Here is a 24,813-nt window from a genome sequence, read left to right as displayed (position 1 = left end):
TTGAGGATGATCAGGCGCGCCGCGAGAGCCAATCCAGACAGTTGAGCCAGAAGCGCCGATAGGCATCGCCGGCCAGGAAGTCGTCGGGCATCCAGTGCATCGACATGTCGCTGGTCCAGACCAGGGTACGCCCCTGGCCGACTTCACGGGTCGCCAGCAGCGGATGGCCGCTGCCCGCGACGCTCGCCACGAGCTGGGCATCCGGGTGCAATTCCACCTCGTTGTAGCCCAGCAGATAGGACCAGTCCTCGGGCAGGCCACGCAGCAACTCATGCTCGCCGTGCACCTGCGGGGTGAAGCCTTCAGGCACCTCAATGCGGTCGTCATAGGGCAAGCAACGCACCGGCAGCACCTCTTCCACCGCCGTGCCGCGATAACGCGCGCCCCCGTTGATGCCCTGGAAGCTGTAGTAGCCACCGACCATCATGAGGGCGCCGCCTTGCAGCACGTACTCGCGCAGCGCCGTCAGGCGATTCGGCGTGCGGCGGCTGCGCAACCAGGTGTCCGGATGCAGCAACAGGCTGTTGGCACCGATATCCGAGAGGATGATCACCTGGTAGTCGCGCAGGGCCTCCAGCGTCGCGGGAAACTCGGTCTGCGCCTGGTCGGCGCACATCTGGGTGATGGCATAGTCACTGTCGGCCAGTGCCGCCAGCAGGCGCTGGGCGCCGTTGTGGGCAGTGACGGAGGCGAACTGGTCGAAGCCTTTGATATGGGTCGCGGTGCTGACCCAGGATTCGCCAGCGAGCAGAACGGACTGTTTCATAGGTTCTCCGGTAGCGGACGTAAGGCCGATCGATCGCGCTGGAAGACGCGGCGCGGGTTGTCGATCAGCAGGGTTTCCAGTTGCGCCCCCGTGACGCCGTGGCGGCGCAGACGCGGGACGAAGTGCTTGAGCAGGTAGCCATAGCCGTGGCCGCCGTAGCGGGTGAGCATGGTCTTGAGAAAGACGTCCTGGGACAGCAGCAGGCGCTCGCCGTAGCCGGCCTCCAGCAGACCGACGAGGGCGCGGGCGTTGTCCTCGTCGGACGGCGACTGGGCGGCCTCTTCGGCGAAGTAGTAGCCCATGCCGATCATGTCGTATTCGAGGAAGGCGCCCCGCTCGGCGAGTCCGTGCTGGTAGTCGAGGTCTCGATGACTGGGATTCATGTGGCAGAGCACCACGTGGTGCAGGTCGGCGCCCTCGGCGGCGGCGATGTCCAGCACCCGGTGGCCGAGGCGTTCCCAGCCGGGCAGATGGACCGCCAAGGGTACGCCGGTGAGGCCGCTGGCCCGGGCGGCGGCGCGCAGGGACTTTTCCTCGCTGGCGGTAAAGGCAGCCGACACCCCGATCTCGCCGATCAGGCCGGCGATGACCTCGGGCTTTTCCGCCGCTCCGCCCACGTCATGGACGATCTGGGCGGTAAGCTCCTCCACCGAGCGCTCCCTGACATAGGCCGGGTGCGAGGGCTCCAGGTAGAAACCGGCGCCCATGATGATGTTGAGACCGGTGAGCCGCGCGATGCCCTGCAGCGCCTGGGGATCGCGACCTATGCCGAGGTTGGTGGGATCGACCACCGTCTCCCCGCCCAGGGCGCGATATTTCAGCAGCTCGGCGCAGGCCAGGTCCACGTCGAACAGCTGGCAGTTGTCGCGGCTGACCAGCGGATTCAGATGCAGCTCGCCGAGCAGTTCGATGCTTACCGGCTGCTCGGCCAGATGCCGCTCGCCGCAGCAACGGGGTGGCACCCACTTGCCGGAGGCGTCGAGCAGGATGTGCTCGTGCATCAGGGTCACGCCCAACCGGTCCACCGGCAGCGGGCCAAGCACCGTCATGGCATGGCCGCTGTCGACCCCGACCGGAAGCGGCTCAGGATGGCGAAACAGACTCATCCGCCTACCCTCCCCAGCGGACGGCCGGTCTTGAGGATACGGGTGTTGAGCCAGATCGCCAGCAGCACGATGGCCCCTGTGGCGATCTGGGTATAGAAGGGCGACACATGGGCGAGGATCAGGCCGTTCTTGATCACCGCCATGGTCAGCACGCCCAGCAGGGTGCCGAGGATGGTGCCGAAGCCGCCGAACAGACTGGTGCTGCCGAGCACCACCGCCGCGATGACCTCCAGCTCGAAGCCTTCCCCCTGGTTGGAGGAGCCACTGCCCAGCCGTGCCGTCAAGATCATCCCGGCCAGCGCCGCCGCCATGCCGCTCAGGACATAGACCCGCAGCAACACGCCGCGAGTGTTCACCCCTGCCCGGCGGACGCTTTCGGCATTGGCGCCAATCCCCGTGAGATAGCGACCAAAGCGCATCTTGCCCAGCAGCAGCATGCCGCCCAGCACCGCGAAGAACGCGAGCCATACCACCAGCGGCAGTCCCAGCACCCAGCCGCGACCGAGCGCGAGAAAGGCGGTGAGTTCACGGGGGACCGGAATGGAGTAGCCCTGGGTGATGAGCAGTGCCAGGCCGCGAATGATGGTCAGGGTCGCCAACGTCACGATGAACGCCGGGATTCCCGCGTAGGCGATGAAGTACCCGTTCAGCGCGCCGATCAGCGCCCCCACCAGCAGACCGCCGGCCAGCACCACCGGCCAGGGCAGCTGCCAGGTGTTGAGGCCGAGGGCGGCCAGGGCGCCCACCAGGGCCAGGGTGGAACCGACCGACAGGTCGATGCCACCGGTGGTCACCACCAGGGTCATGGCCACGGCCACGATCAGCAGCGGCGCGTTCTGGCGAATCACGTTGAGCAGGTTGCCGCCGCTGAGGAAGTTGTCGGTCACCAGCGCAAAGAGCAGGCAGCAGAGGGCGAAGAACAGCGCGATGCTGGCCACGCCGGGATAGTCGTGCAGCAGGCGGCGCAGCGGTGACTGCACCACCACGCGCTGTCGGGTCAGGTCGAGGGTATTCATGAAATCCTCCGATTCAGGCGCAGGCGGAACGGGCGGTGAACTTGTGGCCGACGATCAGCTCGACGATCTCGCCCAGACTGGTGTCGGCCACCCGGCGCTCGGCCAGGTTCTGGCCCTCGTACATCACCATGATGCGATCGCAGACCAGGAAGAGATCCTGCAGCCGGTGGGTGATGAGGATGACGCTCACGCCCTGGCGGCTGATGGTGCGGATCAGCTCCAGCACGGCCTCGACCTCGGCCACCGCCAGGGCGGCGGTCGGCTCGTCCATGATCAGTACCCGTGGTTCGAAGGCCGCGGCACGGGCTATGGCCACGGCCTGGCGCTGGCCACCGGAGAGATGGCGCACCTGGGCGCGGGTATCGGGCAGGCTGATGCCCAGCCCCTCGAGGATGCGGCGCGCATCGGCGTGCATCTTGCGCTCGTCCAGCAGCGGCAAGCCAAGCAGCCGGCGGCGGGGTTCGCGCCCCATGAAGAGGTTGCCGGCCACGTCCACGGTGTCGCACAGGGAAAGATCCTGATAGACCATCTGGATCCGGCAGCGCTGGGCATCCGCCGGGCCCTGGAATACCTCTTCGCGGCCGTCGATGCGGATGCAGCCACTGGTGGGCAGCACCGCGCCGGAAAGAATCTTGGTCAGGGTCGATTTGCCGGCGCCGTTGTCGCCGACCAGCCCCAGGACCTCGCCCGGCTGCAGGGCGAGGTCGACGCCGCGCAGGGACTGGATGGAGCCATAGCTCTTGGTGATGCCGGTCATGCTGACCCGGGGAACCGTCGTCGCAGTGTCCATGCTGGGCCTCCGCTACTTGAAATCGGCGCGATAGGAATCCAGGTTTTCCCGGGTGACCAGGGTCACCGGGATATCCTGCTGCTTGGTCACCTGCTGGCCGGCGAGCAGCGCCAGCGCCGCCTCCACCGCCGCCTTGCCCATGCCGCGGGTGTTCTGCTGCACCACCACCGCCACGGAGCCGTCATCCAGGCCCTGGACAGCCTGGGGCGACAGGTCCCAGCCGAAGATCCGGGTACGTTCGCCGCTGCCCTGGGCAACGCTGGCCGCGACGGTACCGATCAACGCCGGCTCGCCGGTGGCATAGACGATCTGCAAATCCGGATTGGCGGTGAGCAGATTTTCCGCGGCGCTCTGAGCGGTGTCCTGCACGTTGTTGCCATCCACGGTGCCGACGATCTCCGCCTTCGGCGCACTCTGTGCCAGCCCCTCGCGGAAGCCGTCCAGGCGCAGGTTCTGCACATAGGAACCCAGGGCTCCCACCACCCCGATCTTGGCCTCGCCACCCAGCTCACGGGTGATGTAGCTGCCGGTGTACTCGCCCAGCTGACGAGCCGCGGCGCGGTTGTCGACGCCGACCTGCACCTGGTTGTCGCCCTTGAGCACGGCGTCGATGGCCACCACCGGGATACCGGCCTGGACGGCCGCCGAGACCGCCGGCTTGATGCCGTTGACGTCAATGGCACAGACCAGGATGGCGTCCACCTTGTCCTGGATATAGGCCTCGATGGCGTCGTTCTGGGCGGAGGGGTTGTCGTTGGCGTTGAACACCACCAGTTCGGCGCCCGCCGCCTTGGCGGCGGCCTGGGCACCCTGGGTGATCTGGGTGAAATAGAGTGCCTGCTGATTCACCTGGACCAGTGCCAGCCGCTTGGCCGGCGCCGCCTGGACGACACCGGCCAGGCCCAATCCGAACACCATCAGCATGGAAGCGAACGTCTTGCCGAATCGAAGCATCTCCATCCTCCTCTACCCTGCCAGCGGATGCGGCAGTGGCTAGTAAACCGGTTTACTAAATTGACCAAAAAATAGAACCCGGAAGGTTCTGCTGGGAAAGAAACAGCACAAGACGTGCCAGCGCGACTAGAGGACTAGCTTCCACTGCCAATTCAAACGGTTACTCAAACCCCCTGCGCAGAGCCTTTGGCAGGACAGCCCCGGGAGTGCTCCACGACTGGGCAGAATGGAAACGCCTGGTGCTACCTTGGGGCAGGCGCTGGGGCGACCGAGCCGCGTTCCACCAGGGTCACGGCCACCCGCTGCTCTTCGGCTACCGGCTGCCCGGCGAGCACCCCCAGCAGGGCTTCAATCCCCTGGCGACCCAGGTCCCGCGCCGACTGGCGCACGGTACTGAGCGGCGGCGTGAGCAATTCCGCGTAGGGCGCGTCGTCGAAGCCGACCAGGGACAGGGAAGCGGGAACTGTCAGGCCGCGCTCGCGAAGGGTATCGAGCACCCCCACCGCAATGAAGTCGCTGGCGGCGAAGATCGCCTGAGGCGGCTCCGGCAGATCCAGCAGGATCGCGGCCGCCTGACGCCCGAATTCGCGGCTGTATTCACCCAGCAGCAGATAGTCGGGACGCGAGGGGATTCCGGCCGCGGCCAGGGCGAGCTCATAGCCCTGTCGCCGCTCCCTCACGCTCATCACCGCTGCCGGCCCGGAGACATGGGCGATGCGCCGATGGCCTCGGCGGATCAGATGCTCGGTGGCCAGGCGACCGCCGACGACATTGTCGGCGAAGACCTTGGGCATCGAGGTACCCGGTACGTCCTCGTCCAGCAACACGATCTCCCGGTAGGCGCCCAGTTGCGCCGCCAGCGTCCCGTCATCCGCGCGGTTGGTGATAAACAGCAGACCGTCGACGCGGCGCGATCCCTTCCAGTGGACGTACTGGATCTCCCGCGCCGGATCGTTGCGCGTCAGGCAGAGCACCAGGTTGTAGCCATGGGCGAAGGCAGTGGCCTCGGCGGCGTCGGCCAGTTCGGCGAAAAAGGGATTGGCGATGTCCGGCAGGACCAGCCCGATGGTCTCGCTGCCGCCCTTGCTCAGGCGCTGGGCCAGGCTGTTGCGCCGAAAGCCCAGGGCCTCGATGGCACCCTCTATACGCTGCGCCGTGGCGGGTGGCAGGCTCAGGCTGTGATTCAGGTAGCGCGAAACCGCAGACTTGGACAAGCCTGCCTGCCGGGCGACATCCTGAATGGTCACGCTTTTCGCCATGGGTCCACCTGCAATGAGAGAAGGAGCGGCCTGGCCGATCATCTCTCCTGCCCCGCCCAGGTTTCACACCTTGCCTGAGCGAGGAGTCGCCGTCGAGGCGAACCCTCGAGCCGTCACAACGCCTTCAACGCCCGATTCAGCAGCGGGCCGATCTGCGCCAGTTGGGCCGGGGCGATGATGTCGACGTGGGCGCAGTCCACCTCGTGGGCCTGCAAGCGGGTGATCCAGGGCGCCCAGGTGGTCCTGACGTCCATTCCCGCCGGCAGGGTGCGGCGGGCGACGAACATCAGTGCCTCGCCGTCGAACCGCGCGCTGCGCGCGGTGGCCAGCAGCCGCACCGAATCGGCGTAGTTGCCCTCGATGGTGGCGAACAGCTCCGCCCCCTCCCCCAGCGCCGGATCGGCCAGGCCCTGCTGGGCGGCCAGGAAGGCCTCGCGCTCGCGATTGACCTCGGCCAGCACCTCAGGATCCAGCTCGCGCTGGCCTTCGCGCTCCTGCCAGTTCTGGGTTTCCGGTGGATAGGTGTCGAGCAGGCCAAGGAAGGCGACCTCTTCCCCTGCCGCCTGCAACCGCGCCGCCAGGCCCTGGGCCAGGGTGCCGCCCAGGGAATAGCCGAGCAGATGATAGGGGCCGTGCGGCTGCACCTCGCGCAGGGTGCGCAGATGGCGCTGGATGACGGATTCCAGATCGGCGCCCTGGGCCAGGGGACCGTCCGGGCGCGGCGACTGGATGCCGAGCAGCGACCAGCGCGGATCCAGGTGGCGCGCCAGTACGCTGAATTGCCAGGCGAAACCCGAGGCCGGATGGAAGCAGAACAGCCTGGGCCCGTCGCCCGGGCGCAGCGGCAGCAGGGTCTCGAAGCCGGCCCGCGTTGCGCTCGCCGCGTCCTGCTCCAGCTGCCGCGCCAGGCGGGCGACACTGGAGGCCACCATGATCTGGCCAATGGATACCGGCCGCCCCAGGCGCCGGCGCAGATTGGCCGCCAGGGTCATGGCCAGCAGCGAATGGCCACCGAGGGCAAAGAAGTCATCGTCCGCACCGACGATGGCGCAGCCGAGCACCTCGGAAAACGCCGCCGCCAGCTCGCTTTCCAGCCCCGGCGCCAGGGGACGGCTCGCGGCCCTGGCCACGCCCCGGGGCGCCGGCAGGGCCTTGCGATCCAGCTTGCCGGTGGCGCCCAGGGGCAAGGCCTCCAGCTCGACCAGCGCCACCGGCACCAGATGCGGCGGCAGGCTTTCGCCCAGGCGCGCGCGCAGGCGCTCCAGGTCCAGTACAGCACCCGGCTGGGCGACCAGATAACCCACCAGCTGGCGGGCATCGCCGCCGGTGGTAGCGGCCGCCTCGCCCAGCACCCGGGCGTGGGTGACTGCCTGGGCCACGCCGGGCAGCGCCAGCAGGGCATGGTCGATCTCCGCCAGTTCGATGCGCTGACCCCGGATCTTCACCTGGTCGTCGCTGCGGCCCAGGTATTCGACGACGCCCTCCGGCAGCCAGCGCGCCACGTCGCCGGTGCGATACAGCCGCTCGCCCTGCCCGTCCGGCGCAGCGATGAAACGCGCCGCGGTCAGTTCGGGGCGACCCAGATAGCCGTCGGCCAGCTGCACCCCACTGAGATAGAGTTCACCCGCTACACCCGGCGGGACCGGCCGCAGGCGTTCGTCGAGGATGTGCAGCCCGGTGTTCCACACCGGCTTGCCGATGGGCACGCTGCTGCCGGTGACGGCCGCCAGGGCGGCGCCGTGGGCCGGATGATAGGAGACGTCGACCGCGGCTTCGGTGGGGCCATAGAGATTGTGCAGGGGCGCGCCGACGCGGCGCTCCCAGGTACGGGCCAGCTCGGTGGGCAGCGCCTCGCCGCTGCAGAACACCTGGCGCAGGCTGGCGCAGCGGGCCACCGCGGCCGGCTCGTCCAGGCTGGCGACGAAGGCCGCCAGCATCGAGGGCACGAAGTGCACCGTGGTCACCCGCTCGCGGGCGAACAGCTCCTGCAGCGCCGCGGGATCGCGATGGGCCTCGGGCGGCGCCAGGTACAGCCGGGCGCCCACCAGCAGCGGCCAGAAGAATTCCCAGACCGACACATCGAAGCTGCTCGGCGTCTTCTGCAAGACCGTGTCGCCGGCGCCGATGGGATAGCTGTCCTGCATCCACAGCAGGCGATTGACGATGGCGGCATGGCCGACCACCACGCCCTTGGGGCGGCCGGTGGAGCCGGAGGTATAGAGCAGATAGGCCGGATCGCCGGGACGCGGTCCGGCGAACACGGGCTCGTGGTCCAGCTCCTCCAGGGGCGCATCGAGAATCAGCAGCTGATCCTCGCGCAGCGCCGGGAAGCGCCCGCGCTGGCTGGCATCGGTCACCAGCACCCGGGGTCGCGCGTCGTCGAGCATCAGTTGCAGGCGCTCGTCGGGATAGCCGCTGTCCAGCGGCAGGTAGGCGGCGCCCAGCTCGATCGTCGCCAGCAGCGCCAGGGAGAGGAACACCGAGCGTGGCAGGGCCACGGCGACGATGTCGCCGCGACCGACCCCGGCCGTGCTCAGCCGCTGGGCCAGCGCCAGCACCTGCTGGCGCGTTTCCCGATAGCTGAAGGCAAGCTGCAGATCGGCCAGTGCAGGCGCGGCAGGGGTGCGCGCGGCCTGGTCGGCCAGCAGGGTCGCGAGGGTGGCCTCAGGCCGCGGTTGCCTGGTTGCATTGATCTCGGCCAGCCAGGCGCGATCCGCCGGGGCCAGCAGGTCTGCATCGCCCAGGGCCAGGCCGGGCTGCTCGGCGAATTGCCCGGCCAGCAGGCCGAACCGCTCCACGCGCCCCTGCAACAGATCGGCGGCGTAGCGCTCGGCATTGCCCAGCAGCTTGATATCCAGGGCGCCGCCCGCTTCCAGATAGAGGGCGATCTCCAGGTCGCGCACAGGCCCCGACGCCAGTTCGTGGGTGATGCCGGGCACCCCGGCGAAATCCAGCGCGAAATCGAACAGCTTGAGGTTGATGACCGGTCCGGTCAGCGGCTCGGCATCGCCCGGACGGCCAAGATCGCGGGCGATCTGCTCGGCGTCGTAGCGCTGGTGACGGCGTACCTTCTTCAGCTCGGCGGCCAGCGCGGCGGCGAGTTGCGGCAGCGTCTGGGTCGAGTCGGTGCGCACGCCCAGCGGTAGGACGTTGAGCGTCGCGCCACCGGATTTGAGCGCCACCGAACCCATGCGTCTCATGAAGATGAAGCCGGCGCTGAAGGCCGGCTGGCCACTGAGGCGCGCGAACCAGGTGGCGGCCAGGGCCACGGCCAGATCGGCCGGCGTCACCCCCTGAGCCCTGCCCTGCTCGGCGAGCCGGGTGAAGACCGTGGCGGGCACCCGGGTGCGGGCTTCCACCACCCGCGGCGTGGGTACCTGTCCCGACAGGCCACCCGGCGCCAGGGACGCCGCCGGCGGCAAGGCCGCGCCACGCTCGCGCCAGAAGGCTTCGTCGCGCTCGCGCACGGCCGACTGCCGATAATCCTGGTATTCGCGCACCACCTCGGCAAAGGACACGAACGGCGAGGCCTCGGTCGTTTCGCCCCGTATCCTGGCGCTGTACAGGGCCGCTACCCGCTTGGCCAGGGCCGCGAAGCCATAGCCATCGATCAGGAGGTGGTGATAGCGCTGGTACCAGAACAGGTGATCGTCACCCAGCCGGTAGATCCGGTTGAGCCACAGCGGACCACCACTGGTGGCCCGCAGGTCGCCGTCGAGATCGGTGCGGATGGCCGCACGCGCTGCGCCTTCCGGATCGGCTGCCCCACGCAGGTCCAGCCATTCGGGCGCTGGGATGGCCATGGCGCTGTCGATCCACTGCACCAGCTCGCCCTCGCGCTCGGCGAACGTCAGCTGCAGGCTGTCCAGTTCGCCCAGGCCCTGGACGATGGCCGCCATCAGCGCCTGGGCGTCGATCGGCCCGCGCAACTCGACCAGATGGGCCACGGCGAAGGCGTTGGCATGGGGCGACAGCTGATCGGCCAGCCAGATGCCGGGCTGGGCAGCGACCAGCGGCAGCTCGGGAAAGCGAGAACGGGGCGTGGAAGACACGGGAACTCCAGTCAGGAAGGCAGGGAGACGACCGGGCGGATATCGCGCCAGTGGCTGGCGAGCCAGTCGTCGCAAGCGACGCGCGGCGCCGGGCCGAACACGGGCGCCCAACCGGCGGGAACGGCCATGGCCTGCGGCCAGAGGCTGCACTGGCCCCGGGCATTGCGCAGGATCAGCAGCACCTGGGCGGGATCGTCGAAGGGATTGGGGGCGTCCATCGGAGCTCCTGGGAAAGGGGGATTAGCGAGGGGCGTCGGCGAGCAGGGGTTGCCAGAGGCGGACCAGACCGTCGAGCAGGCCACCGCGCCACCAGAGGGCGTCATGGCCGCCGTCGATCTCGCGATAGTCGAGGTCGTGACCCTGCTCGCGCAGGCGTGGGACCAGGGCGCGGGAGGCTTCGAGGATGGCCGGCTCGCGCAACCCGGCCTCGATGAACAGCCGCAAGGGGTGAGTGCGCCCCTGCCCGCTCGCCAGTGCCTCGAACAGCCGTCCCGGCGCGCCGCGCTGCGGCCACCAGAAGGATCCGGACTGGCTCAGGGCGCAACCGAAGCGCTCAGGCCAATGCAGCGCGGCATAGAGCGCCGCCAGTCCGCCAAAGCTCTGCCCGGCGACGACCGTCGAGGACGGTGACTGCGCATGGGGCGCCCAGTCGCGCACCTGCGGCAGCAGCTCTTCCTGCACCGCCAGCCAGAATTCCGGATTGCAGGGCAACTCGCTGCCACGCAGGGCGCGGTCGCTGTTGTCGATCAGCAGATAGACCGCCTCCGGCAGTTGGCCGGCATCGGTAAGCCGCTGCAGCGGTGCGCCCACCGGCATCGTCTGCGCCCAGAACTGCCCATCCAGCAGAATGGCCAGCGGCCGCTCCAAAGGGGTGGTATTACCAGTAGCGAAGACCCATACTGGGCGACTGTTGCCCAGCCGGGCGCTGTCCCACGGGTACTGCTGCAGGCGGGGCCAGGCCGCTGGAGACCGTGGCCGGTCGGTATCGAAGGCCGCCCAGGCCGGCTGCGCAGGCGCCTCCGGCAGGTGCACGCCCGATACGGCCAGCCCGCGCCCACCCTGCCAGGCGCGGCGGGGGTTGAGCGGGTCGGCCTGGGCCAGGGGAAAGACGCTGCGCCACCAGAGGCGGATGCCCTGGAGGTCGGGCTGGGCCTCGCCTTCGAACGGTGCCGGCTCCCCGCTGGGGATCAGGCAGTAGCTGCCCCGCCAGCCGCCCTCCAGTTCGGTCTCCCAGGCCCAGACATCGCTGCCTGGCAGGCGCCGCAGACTCTGCGGCAGGCCCGGTTGATGATGGTCGGTGACCCCGGTGATATTGAGCCAGACCCGCCGGGTACGGGAGCGCTCGGCCAACCCCTCGGGGTCGCGCCAGACAAAGGTCAGGCGATAGCGCCCGGCCACAGTGGGTTCGATCAGCGGCGTGCCGCGACAGGCCACGGCCTGCCACCAGGGCTCGCTACCGACATCGTCCCGCTGGAAGAGTGAATCTTTCATCGCATCAAGTTACATCGTCGCAAGTATCGTCATGGCCTGCATCGCGCCGGCCGACCCGGGCCTTGCCCGGGTCGGCCTGGGACTCAGAAGTCGTAACGCGCCCCGACCATCACGCTGCGCGAGGGGCCCTGGAAGTTGAAGGTGGAAACCGAACCTACGCGCGACCAGTATTCCTTGTCGAGGAGGTTGTTCACGTCCAGGGTCGCGGTGAGCTGCTGGGTGACCGGATAGGAGAACTTGGCATCCACCGTGGCATAACCCGGCGCGGACACGGTGACCCCGGAGGTCTGGTTGGTCTGGGAGAAATCGCTCATGGCGGTCACCCCGCCACCGATGCTCAGGCCGGTCAGCGGACCACCCGCCAGGGTGTACTTGGTCCACAGCGAGGCCATGTGCTTGGGCATGGCTTCGAACAGGGTGTTGCCATCGCCGCTGAGGTTCTGGGTATCCATGTAGGTGTAGCCGGCGAGCATTTCCCACTGCTCGGTGAGCTTGCCGCTGACCTCGATCTCGGCCCCCTTCACCCGCGTCTTGCCGGACGCTTCGGAATAGGTGGTGATCGCAAGACCATTGGCATCGAAGGGCGTGGACGCGCGGTTCTCGTCGGTCAGCTGGAAGACCGACAGCCGCGCATTCATGTCGCCGTTGAAATAGCTGCCCTTGATCCCAACTTCGTACTGGTCACCCTCGCGCGGGTCGATGGCCTTGCCCTGGGCATCCAGCTCGCTCTGTGGCTTGTACACCTTCGAATAGCTGGCGTAGAGGGAATGGTAGTCGTCCAGGTCGTAGACGGTACCCAGGTAGGGGGTGACGAAGCCGCTGTGCTTCTGGCTCTCCCCCGCCTCGGCGCCGCTGGCCAGGGTGGTGGTGTAGGCCTCGCCCTTGTACCAGGAGACCCGGGCACCGCCGATCAGCGCCAGGCGCTCGATGGGGCGGAAGGTGACCTTGGAATAGAGGCCGAATTCGCGATCCTCGCTGCTGAAGTCGGTCTGGTAGGCGCGCGCCGGCTTGGCGAAGCGGGTCGGCGAATAGCTGTTCACGTTGACCGTACCCAGGACGCTGTTGCCGTTCTGGTAGTCGGTGTCGTAGTGCTTGTAGTCGGTACCCACGACGAATTCGCTGACCTGACCCAGCGCCTCAAACGGCTGGCTGTAGCTGGCGTCGAGGGAATAGGCGTCCTGCTCGAAGTCCCGGGTGCTGGCGCGGATGCTGGTATTGCCGTTGGCCTGCACCGCCCCGCCGGTGAAGGCATAGAGGTAATCCGCCTCCCGATGCGACGCCCGCGCGGCGATGCGCCCATAGCCGCCGTTATCGAACCTGTGGGTCAGCTCGAAGATGCCGTCGGTGGTCTTGCCGTCGAAGTAGTTCCAGTCCGCTCCCAGGAAGCGCGACTGGCTGAAGTCCAGCAGGTTGCCCTGGGTGTCGGTGGGATAGCCGTTGTGCGGGGTGAGGTTCTTGACCTGATGGATCAGGCCGAAGGAGATCTGGGTGGCGTCGGACAGGTCGATGTCCAGGTCGCCGTAGTAGCTCTGGTCGGTGTTGGCGTTGTAGTCCACTTCGCCATTGGTGTCGGCGCGGGAGGCGACGAAGCGACCCCGCACGTTCTTGCTCTCGGTGAGCGGACCGGCCAGGTCGATTTCCTGGTAGTTGGTGTCCCAGGAACCGTAGCGCCCGGTGATGTGACCCTGGAACTCTTCCGTGCCGCGCTTGCGCACCATGTTGACGATGCCGCCCAGTTCGCTGGTGCTGTTGAACAGCCCGGAGGGGCCGCGCATGATCTCGACCCGGTCGAAGGGCGAGAGAATGGGTACGGTGCCGAAGATGCTGGTCATGGGCGCCGGCAGGCCGTCGATGTTGTATTCGTCGTACTCGTAACCACGCGAATAGATGGAGGAACGCCCGCTGTCGTTGGTCAGCACCCGCAGGCCGGCGGTGGACTTGGCCAGCTCGTCCAGGGTGTTGAAGTTGCGATCCTTGATGTAGTCGCTAGTGTAGGAGGTGATCGACTGGGGAATATCGCGCAGGGCGGCCGGCGTCTTGGTGCCCACGGTCGCCGAATCCACGGTATAGCCGCCGGTCTGTTCCGAGGGCGCCATGTCGTAGAGGCGGTTGCCTTCGATGGTCAGGGTGTCCAGTTCCGTGGCGTTCTGCTCGGCCACCGTGGCGGCCAGGGCCGTCAGCGGAAAGGGAATCAGCGCGCCGATCAGCAGCAGCTGACGGAGAGCCCCGCGGCAAGGGCGGACGGGCTGGCAGAGGGTTCCTTGGGTGTTCATGGTGATCCTTGTGACCGTGGCGTTGCAGCCGACGCCGTGCACTTGAAGGCTGCTCTTCGCGGTATCCCGCGAGGGCCAGCACTTTAAATGATAAGCACTCTCATTATCAAATATTACGTTAAGCAATAGCTGTTCGCCTCGCGAACGCCAGGCAGCCGTGATCCACGCCCAGAGGTCAGGACGGCATCAGGAAGGAATGCAGGAAAGAGGCATCACCGGGCCGAAAAGGTCCGGTCATAGGATCGGGCTGATCCTGAGCGCGCCGCGCAGTGAGAAGCCTGGCGGTCGTTTACAGGCCGGAGACCGCCGGGGTCTTGGCCGCCACCTGGCCGATCACCGGGCTGGGCAGCCGGCAGACGATTTCGCCGATGGCGTTCATTCGCGCCAGGCCACCGTCACCCTTGCAGGCGTGATAGTCCGCGAGGTGTTCGGAAGGCGAGTTGCGCAGCCCCTGATCGAGCGCGACCACCAGGGCGATGACGCCCAGGCCCAGGGCGACGATTTCGAGCGTGCTGCGGGCACGATACCAGTGGATCGGTCGCGAAAGGCTCATGGTGGCTCCGGAGGCTGGACGAATGATGGCGAAGTGGCTCCTACTCTAATCGTCCTGGCCCGGATGTAAACAGCCGTTGCTCGCCTCGAGGATGGCTGTCGTCGGCAAGCCCAGGCCCGTTCTCCGCACCGCCGATCAGCGCCTTGCCCTGGCCCGCTTCCTCCCACGCTCCGGATGTTCCGCCAGCGAGAGCGTCACGAGCTGATCTCGCTGGACAGCAAAGAAGACGCTAAGTCCTCTTGCAGCGGGCCTTGCCTCTCGCGTCGCCTCCTCGGCGGCCGCTCCTGAACCAACAGCCGACCAGGGCCGAGACTCAGGGATTTTCCTTGCTGGGCGTCTTGATATAGCCGGGCACGGCGGAATCGGGGGGCGTGTTGCGCCCTTCGGTGGCCGCGGCTTCATTGGCCTGGGCCCGGTCTTCCTGCGCCTTGGCCTGCTCCTTGGAGGCCCGCTCGACCTTGCCTTCGGCCGCCTTCTCCTGGGCCTTCTGGCTATGGGTCTGGGCGTCCTGGGCGTGGTCTTCGGAGGTCTTGTCGCACGCCGTCAGGGTTGCGGCGGTAGCCAGTACGAGGGAGCACAGCAGAGCTTTGGACATCGGGTATTCCTGAGAAAAGAGACCTTTCAGGGACCTGGCGAAGCCCAGATTGGTTTCTGGCCGAGCACGCCAGCATCGCAACCTGAGGTGTCCGTCGCACGGTGGCCCTAGGCGAGCGCCTGCCATGTGCCTGGCAGCCCGCGGGTACTGCCCGTCGAGGACGCGAACCGGCGTGCCAGGCTCTGGCACGGGCGCTGGCGGGTGTCGACGACAGCTGATCGCCCGGCGAAGGCCGCACGTCCGCAGACCCTGCGGAAAGGTCAGGGGATAAGACTAGGCTGCGGGGATGTTGGCCACGGACAGGCATCGAGACGCACGATGAAACCTGCCGCCGCTGGCCTCCTGCCTCTACACCGATAACAAAGCAGGGAACAACCATGACGCTTCTTCAACGGGTAGTCGGCGGCATCGCTCTTCTGGTGCTGCTGCTGCTGGGTATCGTCGCCGTAAGCTTCACCAGTACCCAGTCCATCCATGAGCGGCTGGCGGTCATCACCGAACAATCCGCGCCGCTCGGTCAGGCCGTTGGCGAAATCAACGTGCAGCTGCTGGGCGCCAACCAGACCCTGCTCAGTCTGCTGGCCGAGACCGACTCAGCGCCGATCGCCACGCACGAGAAGCAATTCCAGCAGCAGTTCGCCGACTACCTGCAGCTGCACCAGCGCTTGCCGGCGCTGTTGCGTGGCCACGACCAGCTGACCCAGGCGCTCGCTCAGGAGCAGAAGCTGGGCAACGCCTATGGCGACCAGGCGAAAACCCTCATCGACAGCTATCGCCGGCTGGTCGCCGTGCGCCGTGAAACCCGGACCCTGCAGGGCTATGCCACGCCGGAGGCCAATCGGCTGTCCAGCTACCTGCAGGCCTACAGTGCGCAACAGAAGGCGGAAGGCGCCACCGCGGCGGTTCGCGCCGCCCAGATGCTGCTGATCGAAACGGACAAGACCTATGCCGCCTTCGCCACTCAGGCGGCCCGCCTGGATCTGCCAGGTCTGGCGGTGACGCTCAACCAGCAGCAGGATGTCATCACCGATCGGCTACGCGCCCTGGCCACCGTCGACGAGCGCAGCGCGCGCATCGTGGGGGTGATGGTCACCCGTCTGCTGCACGAAATGACCGCGCCCGATGGCCTGCGCCAGGCCTATGAGCGGCAGGCCGCGGCCGAGGCCCAGTTCGACGCCCAGCGCCAGCGCACCGGCACCGCCCTGCAGGCGACCCTGGATGCCCTGCGCACCCTCAGCGCCGGTGCCGTCGCCGTGGCGCAGCAAGCCAAGAGCGATACCGATGCCAGCGTGGCCACCAGCCGCCAGGTCCTGGCCATCGTTGCCCTGCTGGCGATCTGCGCCGCCGTGATCATCGGCCTGTGGGTCGCACGCGGCCTGCGGCGACCACTGCAGGCGTTCCGCGACTCGCTGCGCCAGGTCACGGCTGGCGATCTGCGGGTCCAGTTCGATGTGCGTCGCAAGGACGAATTCAGCGAACTGGGCGGCTATCTCAACGAGTTGATCCATTCGCTGCAGACCACGGTGCAGACCCTCACCCAGTCGGCCGACGACCTCCGGCGTACCGCCCTGGCCAATGCCGACATCAGTGCCAGTACCACCCGCGCCGTGGAGGAGCAGACCGAGCGTCTCGGCTCCGCCGCCTCGGCGATGACCCAGATGGAAAGCACCGTGGCCGAGGTGGCCCAGCGCGCCCTCGACACCAAGGATGCGGTCGACCACACCTTCGAACTGAGCACGGCGACCGGCACCACCGTCGCCGAGACCATCGACAGCATCCAGCGCCAGGCCCAGCAGATCCAGGTCGCCGCCCAGGCCACCGATGAACTGCAGGGCTATGGCCAGAGCATCGACGGCATCGTCGACGCCATCCGCAATATCGCCGAGCAGACCAATCTGCTCGCTCTCAACGCCGCCATCGAAGCCGCTCGCGCCGGCGAGCAGGGCCGCGGCTTCGCCGTGGTCGCCGACGAGGTACGTTCCCTCGCCAGTCGCACCCAGGCCTCCACCAGCGAAATCCAGCAACAGATCGAACAGATGCAGCAGAAGATCCATTCGGTGGTGGACATCATGGGGGTGAGCCGCGCCCAGTCCGGGGAGTGCGTGCAACTGGCCTCCTCCGCCCGGGAAGCCCTGCAGAGCATGAGCCAGGCGGTCGGCACCATCCGCGAGATGAATACCCAGATCGCCGCCGCCACCGAGGAGCAGAGCGCCACCGTGCAGGAAACCAGCCGCATGATGGTGCAGATCAACGACGCCGCGCTCAGGGCTGCAGAGGGTGCCGACAGCGCCGCGCGGAGCAGCGAGGACCTCTCGCTCATGGCCAGCCGGCAGCGCGAGCTGCTGCAACGTTTCAGTGTCTGACCGGGGACCGACTCATGTTCAAGCCAAAGCTTCGCCTTCTCGCCGGTCTCGTCCTGGCCGCCACCTGCGTCAACCTGGCCCAGGCCAGCGCCCCGCTGATCGGCGTCCTGACCTCCAAGCGCGACAACTTCCGCACCCTGCTGATCAACAATGTCGAGGAACGCGCCCATACCCTGGACGCCGACCTCTTCCTGGAAAACGCCAACAGTGACAGCGCCCTGCAGCTGCGCCAGTACCGCAACCTGATCGCCGCCCACGTCGATGCGGTCATCGTCAATCTCATCGACGACAGCAATACCCAGGAGATGCTGTCGCTGGCGATGAGCAGCAAGGTGCCGCTGGTGTTCATCAACTATCGCCCCAGCGTCTCGCCCCTTCCCACCTATGCCGGCTTCGTCGGCTCGGACGAGGTGGAAGCCGCGACGATGCAGATGGAAGAGCTGGCTCGCCGTGCCGGCTACAAGGGCAAGGTGGCCATCCTGATGGGCGAACCGGCCCACCCGGCGACCAAGCTGCGCACCGAGAGCGTCGAGAAGGTGGTGGCCAAGTACCCGGACATGCAGGTGGTGGTGAAGGCCTCGGCCAACTGGCAGCGCAGCGAGGCGACCGAACGCGTCCTGCAGTGGGTCGACAAGGGCGTGGCCTTCGACATCGTTGCCGCCAACAACGACGAGATGGCCATCGGCGCGATCCATGGTCTGGAAAAGGCCGGCAAGCCGCTGGCGAAATACCTGGTGGGCGGCATCGACGGCACCCCCGACGGGCTGCAGGAGATGCGCGAGGGCAAGCTGGCGGTCAGTGTATTGCAGGACGCCAAGGGCCAGGGCCAGGGCGCGGTGGACATGGCCCTGCGGCTGGCCAACGGCTCTACCAGCAGCAATCTCACCCGGGTCCCCTTCCAGCTGATCACGCCGGACAATCTGGCGTCCTTCTAGCCCTCACGGCAGGCAGGCTGTCCGTTTCCGGCAGCCGCCCTGCCCGGGCCAGGCGCCCTGCCCTTTCGGACAGTCAGCGCGCCTTTCCTCAGAAGCGCCAGCTGAGCCGGACGTCGAGGTCCTGGTCCCTGGCCTGGCTGCTCAGCTGACCCTCATAGCCCAATCCCAGCGACACCGTCTCGCTCAGCGCCAGGTCCAGGGCGCCGCGCACCACGGCCGCGTCCCGCGCAAAGGGTGCCCCCACCAGCTTGAAGTCCGGGCCACCGGCAAAGGCCGACTCATGCTCGGGGGTGGTGTCGCCGAAGGCATGGCGCCAGCCCAGGGTCGCGCTCGGTACCACCTTCAGCCCACCGAGTGGCTTGGCCGCCAGGCGCAGGCCCAGGGTGCTGAAGGTCGCATCGGTGGTCTGCCGCCGACTGTCCAGTTCCAGCGCACCGCTGCGCTCGCGAAAGGCATCGGTCTGCAGATGCACCTGGGCCAGAGTGGCGAAGGGCTCCAGACTCAGGCTGCCCTGCTCGATCCGATAGGCGAGTTCGCCGAAGGCCTGGCTGGTACCGGCATCGTAGTCCGGCGCCAGGCGCTGGTCGTTACCGAGGATCGCCAGGGTGCGCCGCGCCTCCACCTGGTGCCAACTGTGGGCCAGTCCCAGCTTGAGGCTGAGGGCGTCCCACTGCCGGCCGGCATAGAGGCCCAGGTGGTAGTCGGTGCTGTCCGCCGAGCCGGATTCGCCGCGCAGGTCGAGATCGGTGTGACCAACGCCCACCAGCCCGCCGACGCGCCAACCGCTGTCCAGGGGTACGTCGCCACCGATCAGCAGGCCACGGCTGTGGCTGTCCAGGCTGCCGGCGTCGTGACTGCCGTCGTTGCGACCCCAGGCGCCAAGGGCCTGGGTCCAGACCAGTCCCCGCTCGCGACTGCCGGCCAGACCCTGGATGCCGGAGCTGGACGGCAGTTCGTCCTGGGCGTCGCCCAGGCGATCGCTCATAGCATTGCGCACCAGCCGGCTGTTTTCCACCAGCACGGTCTTGGTCGAGGCGTGCAGCTCGTTGCCCAGGCTCTGGAAGGTGCTTCGGGCGCTGGCAGCGTTGGTCGCGGCCACCTGATTCCACAAGGCATTGCCGGCTCCGGCGCTATCCAGGCTCGTCGCGGCGGCGCGGGCGTTGCGGCCCTCGGCCAGCTCGGCGAAGGCCACGCCATTGCGCGCCAGGCTCAGGGTCGCCTGGTTGGCGCCATAGCTCAGGGTCGGGGTGAGGAAGGCGAAGTCGGACTGGATCTGGCCGAAGCGGCCGCTCAGGCCATTGCCCGCGCTCAGCAGCTGATAGCTGCCCAGCGGCTGCCAGTAGGGGCTGGCAACCAGCGCCAGGGTGGCGCCGTCGACGGTGATGCCGCCACTGGCCACCAGGCGATCGGCGCGACCGCTGGCATCGGTCTCGACCTGATAGATCGAGCCCTGGTCGAGGCCGGCGTTACCGTTGACGTTGAGTTGCCCCACCGAGTTGCCGGGCGCGAGGATGCCGCCCTCGGCCACACGCAGGCTGGCGAGACTGCCGTTGCCGCCAAGGGTGGCGCCCGTGTTGACGATGACCGCCGAATTGCCGAGGTTTCCGTTGATGGCCAGGCGCCCCTGGTTGACGCGGGTGGTACCAGAAAGGTCGCTGTTGCCGGTCAGGCTCAGGGAGCCGCCCCCGGTCTTCACCAGGCTGCCGCTGCCGTGCAGGTTGTTGGCCAGGCTGTCATTGACCGACTGATCCAGCACCAGGGTGGCATTGTCGGTGATGTCGCCGCTGCCGAAGGCCTGGGCATGGCCACGCAGGGTGCCGCCATTGATCACCGTCCCTCCGCTGTAGGTATTGAAGCCGCTGAGGGTGAGTTCGCCGCTGCCGTTCTTGGTCAGGCTGCCGCTGCCAGCGATGTTGTTGCGCCAGGCGTCGCGGGCGTTGAAGCCACCCTGGCCGGCATCCATGTTGACGCTGACATTGCCGGTGAAGGCCGCGTAGCCGTCGGCCGCGGCCATCAGGTTGAGGCGACCGTAGCCGTTGGATTCGTCGATGACCACATAGCCGGAAGACAGCTCGGTGCTGGCCAGGATGTCGCGGCGCTGACTGGCGGCGAGATAGGGAAAGCGCGTCTCCAGCAGCACCTCCGCATTGACCGGCACCACCGGCGCCAGGTTGGTCGGACCGACGGGAGCGAAGCCGTAGGTCATACGGGCGGTGTACAGCGCCTTGTCCTGGGCGTGCTGGGAATGCTGGTCGGTGGCCGGATCGATCCTGTCCACGCAGCTGTTGATGTCGCCGCCGCACTGCTGGGCGAAGTAGGCCTGGGCCTGGGCGAAGGCATCGCTGCGCAGCTGGGCATTGTTGACCAGGTTGTCGATGGCGAAATAGGTGGCGGTGATGCGGCCACCGATCACGTCCAGCGGCGAGTGCATGCCGGCGACGATGCGGTTGTTGCCCAGGTCCGAGGCGCGGAAGAGTTCTTCACCCAGGCGCTGGGGTACGGCGTAGCCGAAGCCCATGGCCGCCAGGTAGGCCGCGTTGGTATGGCCGCTGGGAAAGCCGCCGTCGCTCTGCGGCGTGGTGCTGAGCGCCGGGCGCAACGACAGCGGCACGATGTCCACGCTGGCTTGCCGCCAGGGCCGCGGATACTGGTAGGCGCTCTTGGCCGGGGTGGTGGAGGCATCGTTGCGGATCGCCTGGACCAGCTGCACCACCTTGCCCAGTTGCGAGTTGGCGTCGCCGGCACCGTTGCCGTTGTCGTTGTACTTGGTGGTCTGGGTGGAGGCGTCGAACACCGGGATGGTGGTGAAGGCGCCGGAGCCGGCCAGGTAGCCACTGGCCAGGGAGCCCAGCCCGCTGATCAGGCTGTAGCTCTGGTCGCGGCGGTCGTCGTAGTAGGCGGCCATCTCCTGGGCCTGGGTGCGGGTCTTCGCGAGGTCGACCACGTACTGGATATTGCGCTGCAGGATGGGCGCCCCGAAGGCGGTGGGCGTGCCGGTGTTCCAGGTGGCGCCGGGGGTCCAGAGCTTGTCGTAGCCTGACAGCAGATCGACGCCATTGATGGCGTTGTTGCCCGAACGGCTGGCCGCCTGGACCGAAAGCGCCAACAGCGACGCCGCGAACACGATCGTCAACACCGCGGGTTTGTTACCTGAACGTTTCACCAGCTCTTCTCCTCGGCCCTGTGGATACAACTTGTTACAAGCTGTCTTGGGGCGGCGAGCCTAGAGCGGTGTTGTGACGGTGTGGCGGCGACTTGGAGGCAGTTTCACGACATCTGATGACGCTCGGGACCGTGGACCCGCGGCTCCAGCAGGAAAAGGATCACCTGTGGTGGATGACAGGGACGCGCTAGCCGCGGCGCAACCTGTCCAGATCGCACCAGAGGTGCAGCTTGGTGAGCAAGCTATCCCCTACCGCGATCGCCAGCGGCTCGCTGCCGAAGAGGTTGAACCCCGCCTGCCGGTACAGCGCCAGAGCGGCATCATTGCCCTCGGTCACCGTGAGCTGAACGACCCTGAGCCTGGGCAGCCCCTGCGCATGGGTCAGGAGTTCGTCCAGCAGGCCCTTGGCGATTCCCAGACGCCGGTGGCGATCGGGGACGTACATTCCGAACAGGGTCGCCTTGTGCCGGACCTTTTCCCGCGTCTCGAGGCCAAGGCCGACAACGCCCAGCAGATCCGCTCCCCGGGTTGCGCCCCAGACCTGCTCTCGCGCCTGATCATCCTCCTGCAGTCGACGTTCCCACCAGTCGAGCGGCAGCGCCGCCCGCTCCTCGGGGCTGGAGGTGAAGGCTTTTGGATGTCGGGCATAGGCGTCCAGCATCAGTTGCCGGTAGACGGGGGCCCAGGCAGGCCCCAGGCGCTGGATATTCATGGCCAACCTCCTCTTCCAGCGACAAGCCGCTTACCAAGCCAGCGCTGTGTCATGACCGCTCAGAAATCGTCGTAGCTGACCTTCCAGAACAGGTCGATGCTGCCGTCATCACGATGGGCCACGATCAGGCCTTCGGTCTCGCCAAAGGCTTCAAGCAACGATTCCCAGTCCTCGCTGCTCGCTTCCAGGCGCTCCACATGCACGTGCTTGTCGATGACCCCGCGCGCGTTGTTCACCAGCCGCGACACCCGCATCGTCAGGCGATCATAGGAGGTCAGCTGAGATGGCTGGCTCTGGGCCATGGGCGCGGGCTCCATAACTGTTCTTTTATACAGTAGTTCTCGACCGAGGTGATTGACAAGTCGCCAGGCTCCTCGATCCGCCAGTGGCCCCTGGACGTCCACGTCGGAGGACCCTTTTCGCCCTGCGTCAGCCCGCAGGGAAACCCAGGGTCCCCATGATGGCGACGCGCCGTCCATCCAGGAATAGCCACCAGCCATCTCTGAAAAAGATGTGACGTGGATCACTTTTCCACAGCGAGGGTCAGACCCATCCACAACGCTCAGGGGGCTCTCGATGAGCGCTCCGCCTCCCGCCGGGCTACCGCCCGTTATCGGCGCGCAGCGAAGGACGGCGGCTCCGTAGGGTCAGGTATTCGGAGCCCGTCCACGAGGCTAAAGATATCGCGATAACAAATCACCATGAATCCGGCTGAGGTGCTTCCACCCGGCCCTCCTCTCCAGGTAGTCCACATGCAGCACAATGGCTGGAATTTCCTCAGCAACATCAGCGTCCGGGCCAAGCTGGCACTCGGCTTCTCCCTGCTCATCGGCATGATCCTGCTGGTGGCCTACACCGGATGGCAGGCTACCGACGCCCTGCGCGATCGGAGCGAAAGAATCGGCGACATCTCCGGATTCAGCACCCTGGCGCGCGATATGCGCATCGAGCGACTCGTCTACATCGTCAAGGCCGACGAGGCCCAGGCGGCCAAGTGGCTGGCCGCGCTCGACAGGCTCGAAGCCCAGTTGCAGAGCATCATCCCCAACTTCAACTCGAAGGCCAACGAGGCCTTGCTGAGCGAAGCCCAGGTCACACTCAAGCGCTATCGGGAGTTCTACACCCAGGTGGTAACCGCCACGCGGGAGCGTGCGGCCGTCCAGCAGGCGGCGACCGCCACGGCGGAAGCGGCCAACACCTATCTGCTGGCCCTGGCCACGGCGGCCAATGCCCAGGAAGGGCGAGTCGAAGACCGTCAGCAGGTAGCGGCCCTCTTCATCGACCTGCAGCGGATGCGCATTGCCCTGCGCAGCTATGCCGCCACGCCCACCAAGGACAACGAGGCCGTTGCCCATGGCGCCCTGGACGGTATCCAGGCACAGGTCAAACAACTCGCTACGACCAGTAGCCTGCCGACCGAGGCGTTGCAGCCGCTTGGCAACGAACTCGTCGGCTACCAGCAGCGCCTGCAACAGCTGATCACCACCCAGGCCCAGGTGGACCAGGGCCAGGCCGGCATCACCACCACCATCACCACGCTGCTGTCGGTCGCCGACAGGCTGACCGCGATCCAGAAGGAATTCCAGCTGACGGATGTGAGCGGTGCACGCCAGCTGTTGCTGGTATGGCTGGCCATCGCGATCGCGATGGGCCTCCTGGGCGCCTGGCTGATCACCCGCTCCATCGTCCGCCCGCTGAAGGACACCGTGCTCCTGGCGCAGACGGTCGCCAACGGCGACTTCACCCGTCAGCTGGAGGTGACCCGCCAGGATGAACTGGGCGCGCTGCAGATCAGCATGCAGCAGATGACCACCAACCTCCGCGGGCTCATCGGCGAAGTGAAGGACGGTGTCGTCCAGGTCGCCAGTGCCGCCGAGCAGCTGTCGGCGGTGACCGAGCAGACCAGTGCCGGGGTGCAATCCCAGAAGGTCGAGACCGATCAGATCGCCACCGCGATGCAGGAAATGACGGCGACCACCCACGAAGTGGCGCGCAACGCCGGGGCCGCCGCGCGCTCGGCGCTGGAGGCCAGTCAGCAGGCCCAGCAGGGAGACCAGGCCGTCAACAAGGCCATCGCCCAGATCGAACTGCTGGCCGGCGAAATGGCGTCGACCAAGATCGCCATGGCGGCCCTGCGCGATCATGCCGACAGCATCGGTGGCGTGCTCGATGTGATCAAGGCCGTTTCCGAGCAAACCAATCTGCTGGCGCTCAATGCGGCCATCGAAGCCGCCCGCGCCGGCGAGGCGGGACGCGGCTTCGCCGTGGTCGCCGACGAGGTCCGCGGCCTGGCCCAGCGCACCCGCTCCTCGACCGACGAGATCGCCCAGCTCATCACCGGTCTGCACCAGAGCACCGACCGCATGGCGGCGGTGCTCGACCATAACGTGCAGTTGACCGACAGCAGCGTCGGCCTGTCGCGCGAGGCGGGCGAGCTGCTCAAGCGCATCACCCGTTCGGTCAAGGACATCGAGTCGATGAACGAGCAGATCGCCTGCGCCGCGGAGCAGCAGGGCACCGCGGGTGAAGAGATCAGTCGCAGCGTGACCAATGTCCGCGACATCTCCGAGCAGACCGCCGCCGCCAGCGAAGAGACCGCCTCCTCGAGCACGGAGCTGGCGCGCATCGGTGTCCGCCTGCAGGAAATGACCCGCCGCTTCCAGGTCTGAGCACAGCCCGAGCCCCTGCCGCAGCGGCCTGCGGGAGGGGCTCGCACCGTCAGGTTCTCCAACTCAACCGCCGGTCATTTCGGCTGAATCCCTGAGCCAGCGGCCGGTCACTAGGT

18 protein-coding genes and 2 pseudogenes are annotated in these 24,813 nt (G+C 67.3%); 5 read left to right on the top strand and 15 right to left on the bottom strand.

The window, feature by feature from the left end; all coding sequences use genetic code 11:
* Positions 1 to 10: 10 nt before the first annotated feature.
* From PVZ77_RS05975 to PVZ77_RS05920, 12 genes are all read right to left on the bottom strand, one after another.
* Entirely contained in the window at positions 11 to 766 is a 756-nt protein-coding gene (locus tag PVZ77_RS05975; protein ID WP_273805903.1) for a glutamine amidotransferase, read from the bottom strand.
* On the bottom strand, positions 763 to 1,872 hold the full coding sequence (locus PVZ77_RS05970) for a phosphotriesterase family protein (RefSeq protein WP_273805902.1): 1,110 nt from the start codon (positions 1,870 to 1,872) through the stop codon (positions 763 to 765). Before PVZ77_RS05970 ends, PVZ77_RS05975 begins: the two co-directional genes overlap by 4 nt.
* Positions 1,869 to 2,888: an ABC transporter permease gene (locus PVZ77_RS05965; RefSeq protein WP_273805901.1), complete on the bottom strand. Its 1,020-nt coding sequence runs from the start codon at positions 2,886 to 2,888 to the stop codon at positions 1,869 to 1,871. The genes PVZ77_RS05970 and PVZ77_RS05965 overlap by 4 nt, the downstream gene beginning before the upstream one ends.
* A 13-nt stretch (positions 2,889 to 2,901) precedes the next feature.
* Positions 2,902 to 3,678 carry an ATP-binding cassette domain-containing protein gene (locus tag PVZ77_RS05960; RefSeq protein WP_027599921.1) on the bottom strand — a complete coding sequence of 259 codons (777 nt, stop codon included), beginning with the start codon at positions 3,676 to 3,678 and terminating at the stop codon, positions 2,902 to 2,904.
* Between the two features lie 12 nt (positions 3,679 to 3,690).
* On the bottom strand, positions 3,691 to 4,632 hold the full coding sequence (locus tag PVZ77_RS05955; RefSeq protein ID WP_273805900.1) for a substrate-binding domain-containing protein: 942 nt from the start codon (positions 4,630 to 4,632) through the stop codon (positions 3,691 to 3,693).
* Between the two features lie 242 nt (positions 4,633 to 4,874).
* Positions 4,875 to 5,891 (bottom strand): LacI family DNA-binding transcriptional regulator, encoded by a 1,017-nt coding sequence (locus tag PVZ77_RS05950; protein ID WP_273805899.1) that lies wholly within the window; start codon positions 5,889 to 5,891, stop codon positions 4,875 to 4,877.
* Between the two features lie 113 nt (positions 5,892 to 6,004).
* Entirely contained in the window at positions 6,005 to 9,943 is a 3,939-nt protein-coding gene (locus PVZ77_RS05945) for an enterobactin synthase subunit F (protein ID WP_273805898.1), read from the bottom strand.
* 11 nt (positions 9,944 to 9,954) lie between these two features.
* Positions 9,955 to 10,161, bottom strand: coding sequence for an MbtH family protein (locus PVZ77_RS05940; protein WP_273805897.1), 207 nt, complete (start codon positions 10,159 to 10,161; stop codon positions 9,955 to 9,957).
* A gap of 22 nt (positions 10,162 to 10,183) precedes the next feature.
* Positions 10,184 to 11,434, bottom strand: coding sequence for an enterochelin esterase (gene fes, locus PVZ77_RS05935; protein WP_273805896.1), 1,251 nt, complete (start codon positions 11,432 to 11,434; stop codon positions 10,184 to 10,186).
* Between the two features lie 83 nt (positions 11,435 to 11,517).
* A complete protein-coding gene (locus PVZ77_RS05930; protein ID WP_273805895.1) occupies positions 11,518 to 13,707 on the bottom strand; it encodes a TonB-dependent siderophore receptor in 2,190 nt (729 codons plus the stop codon).
* Positions 13,708 to 13,996: 289 nt separating this feature from the next.
* Positions 13,997 to 14,260, bottom strand: a complete 264-nt coding sequence (locus PVZ77_RS05925; RefSeq protein WP_183629326.1) for a hypothetical protein — start codon at positions 14,258 to 14,260, stop codon at positions 13,997 to 13,999.
* 313 nt (positions 14,261 to 14,573) lie between these two features.
* Complete coding sequence (locus PVZ77_RS05920; RefSeq protein WP_273805894.1) at positions 14,574 to 14,855, bottom strand: hypothetical protein; 282 nt, start codon at positions 14,853 to 14,855, stop codon at positions 14,574 to 14,576.
* A 377-nt stretch (positions 14,856 to 15,232) separates the two neighbouring features.
* Here PVZ77_RS05920 and PVZ77_RS26015 point away from each other — a divergent pair.
* From PVZ77_RS26015 to PVZ77_RS05910, 3 genes and pseudogenes are all read left to right on the top strand, one after another.
* Positions 15,233 to 16,360 (top strand): annotated as a pseudogene (locus tag PVZ77_RS26015) (HAMP domain-containing protein); the annotation flags it as partial.
* 144 nt (positions 16,361 to 16,504) lie between these two features.
* Entirely contained in the window at positions 16,505 to 17,218 is a 714-nt protein-coding gene (locus PVZ77_RS26010) for a methyl-accepting chemotaxis protein (protein WP_443218044.1), read from the top strand.
* 14 nt (positions 17,219 to 17,232) lie between these two features.
* On the top strand, positions 17,233 to 18,153 hold the full coding sequence (locus PVZ77_RS05910; RefSeq protein ID WP_273805892.1) for a substrate-binding domain-containing protein: 921 nt from the start codon (positions 17,233 to 17,235) through the stop codon (positions 18,151 to 18,153).
* Positions 18,154 to 18,241: 88 nt separating this feature from the next.
* Here PVZ77_RS05910 and PVZ77_RS05905 read toward each other — a convergent pair whose 3' ends face one another.
* The 3 genes from PVZ77_RS05905 to PVZ77_RS05895 form a co-directional block, all read right to left on the bottom strand.
* Positions 18,242 to 21,316 carry an autotransporter domain-containing protein gene (locus tag PVZ77_RS05905; RefSeq protein WP_273805891.1) on the bottom strand — a complete coding sequence of 1,025 codons (3,075 nt, stop codon included), beginning with the start codon at positions 21,314 to 21,316 and terminating at the stop codon, positions 18,242 to 18,244.
* A 187-nt stretch (positions 21,317 to 21,503) separates the two neighbouring features.
* Positions 21,504 to 22,034, bottom strand: a complete 531-nt coding sequence (locus PVZ77_RS05900; RefSeq protein WP_273805890.1) for a GNAT family N-acetyltransferase — start codon at positions 22,032 to 22,034, stop codon at positions 21,504 to 21,506.
* Between the two features lie 53 nt (positions 22,035 to 22,087).
* Entirely contained in the window at positions 22,088 to 22,330 is a 243-nt protein-coding gene (locus tag PVZ77_RS05895) for a DUF1654 domain-containing protein (protein ID WP_273805889.1), read from the bottom strand.
* Between the two features lie 399 nt (positions 22,331 to 22,729).
* Between PVZ77_RS05895 and PVZ77_RS26005 the strand changes: the two are divergent.
* Positions 22,730 to 23,839 (top strand): annotated as a pseudogene (locus PVZ77_RS26005) (methyl-accepting chemotaxis protein); the annotation flags it as partial.
* Positions 23,825 to 24,697 carry a methyl-accepting chemotaxis protein gene (locus PVZ77_RS26000; protein WP_443218043.1) on the top strand — a complete coding sequence of 291 codons (873 nt, stop codon included), beginning with the start codon at positions 23,825 to 23,827 and terminating at the stop codon, positions 24,695 to 24,697. The pseudogene PVZ77_RS26005 and the gene PVZ77_RS26000, both read left to right, overlap by 15 nt.
* Positions 24,698 to 24,813: the final 116 nt, after the last annotated feature.

It is taken from the genome of Pseudomonas sp. SHLD1 (assembly GCF_028640935.1).
GTDB lineage: Bacteria > Pseudomonadota > Gammaproteobacteria > Pseudomonadales > Pseudomonadaceae > Chryseomonas > Chryseomonas aestiva.
This window is presented reverse-complemented; position numbering and strand designations above follow the sequence as displayed.

Coding starts and splice junctions, on each gene's coding strand:
- PVZ77_RS05975 (WP_273805903.1), bottom strand. CDS start 766: ATGAAACAGTCCGTTCTGCTCGCTGGCGAATCCTGGGTCAGCACCGCG.
- PVZ77_RS05970 (WP_273805902.1), bottom strand. CDS start 1,872: ATGAGTCTGTTTCGCCATCCTGAGCCGCTTCCGGTCGGGGTCGACAGC.
- PVZ77_RS05965 (WP_273805901.1), bottom strand. CDS start 2,888: ATGAATACCCTCGACCTGACCCGACAGCGCGTGGTGGTGCAGTCACCG.
- PVZ77_RS05960 (WP_027599921.1), bottom strand. CDS start 3,678: ATGGACACTGCGACGACGGTTCCCCGGGTCAGCATGACCGGCATCACC.
- PVZ77_RS05955 (WP_273805900.1), bottom strand. CDS start 4,632: ATGCTTCGATTCGGCAAGACGTTCGCTTCCATGCTGATGGTGTTCGGA.
- PVZ77_RS05950 (WP_273805899.1), bottom strand. CDS start 5,891: ATGGCGAAAAGCGTGACCATTCAGGATGTCGCCCGGCAGGCAGGCTTG.
- PVZ77_RS05940 (WP_273805897.1), bottom strand. CDS start 10,161: ATGGACGCCCCCAATCCCTTCGACGATCCCGCCCAGGTGCTGCTGATC.
- fes (WP_273805896.1), bottom strand. CDS start 11,434: ATGAAAGATTCACTCTTCCAGCGGGACGATGTCGGTAGCGAGCCCTGG.
- PVZ77_RS05930 (WP_273805895.1), bottom strand. CDS start 13,707: ATGAACACCCAAGGAACCCTCTGCCAGCCCGTCCGCCCTTGCCGCGGG.
- PVZ77_RS05925 (WP_183629326.1), bottom strand. CDS start 14,260: ATGAGCCTTTCGCGACCGATCCACTGGTATCGTGCCCGCAGCACGCTC.
- PVZ77_RS05920 (WP_273805894.1), bottom strand. CDS start 14,855: ATGTCCAAAGCTCTGCTGTGCTCCCTCGTACTGGCTACCGCCGCAACC.
- PVZ77_RS26010 (WP_443218044.1), top strand. CDS start 16,505: ATGACCCAGATGGAAAGCACCGTGGCCGAGGTGGCCCAGCGCGCCCTC.
- PVZ77_RS05910 (WP_273805892.1), top strand. CDS start 17,233: ATGTTCAAGCCAAAGCTTCGCCTTCTCGCCGGTCTCGTCCTGGCCGCC.
- PVZ77_RS05895 (WP_273805889.1), bottom strand. CDS start 22,330: ATGGCCCAGAGCCAGCCATCTCAGCTGACCTCCTATGATCGCCTGACG.
- PVZ77_RS26000 (WP_443218043.1), top strand. CDS start 23,825: ATGCAGCAGATGACCACCAACCTCCGCGGGCTCATCGGCGAAGTGAAG.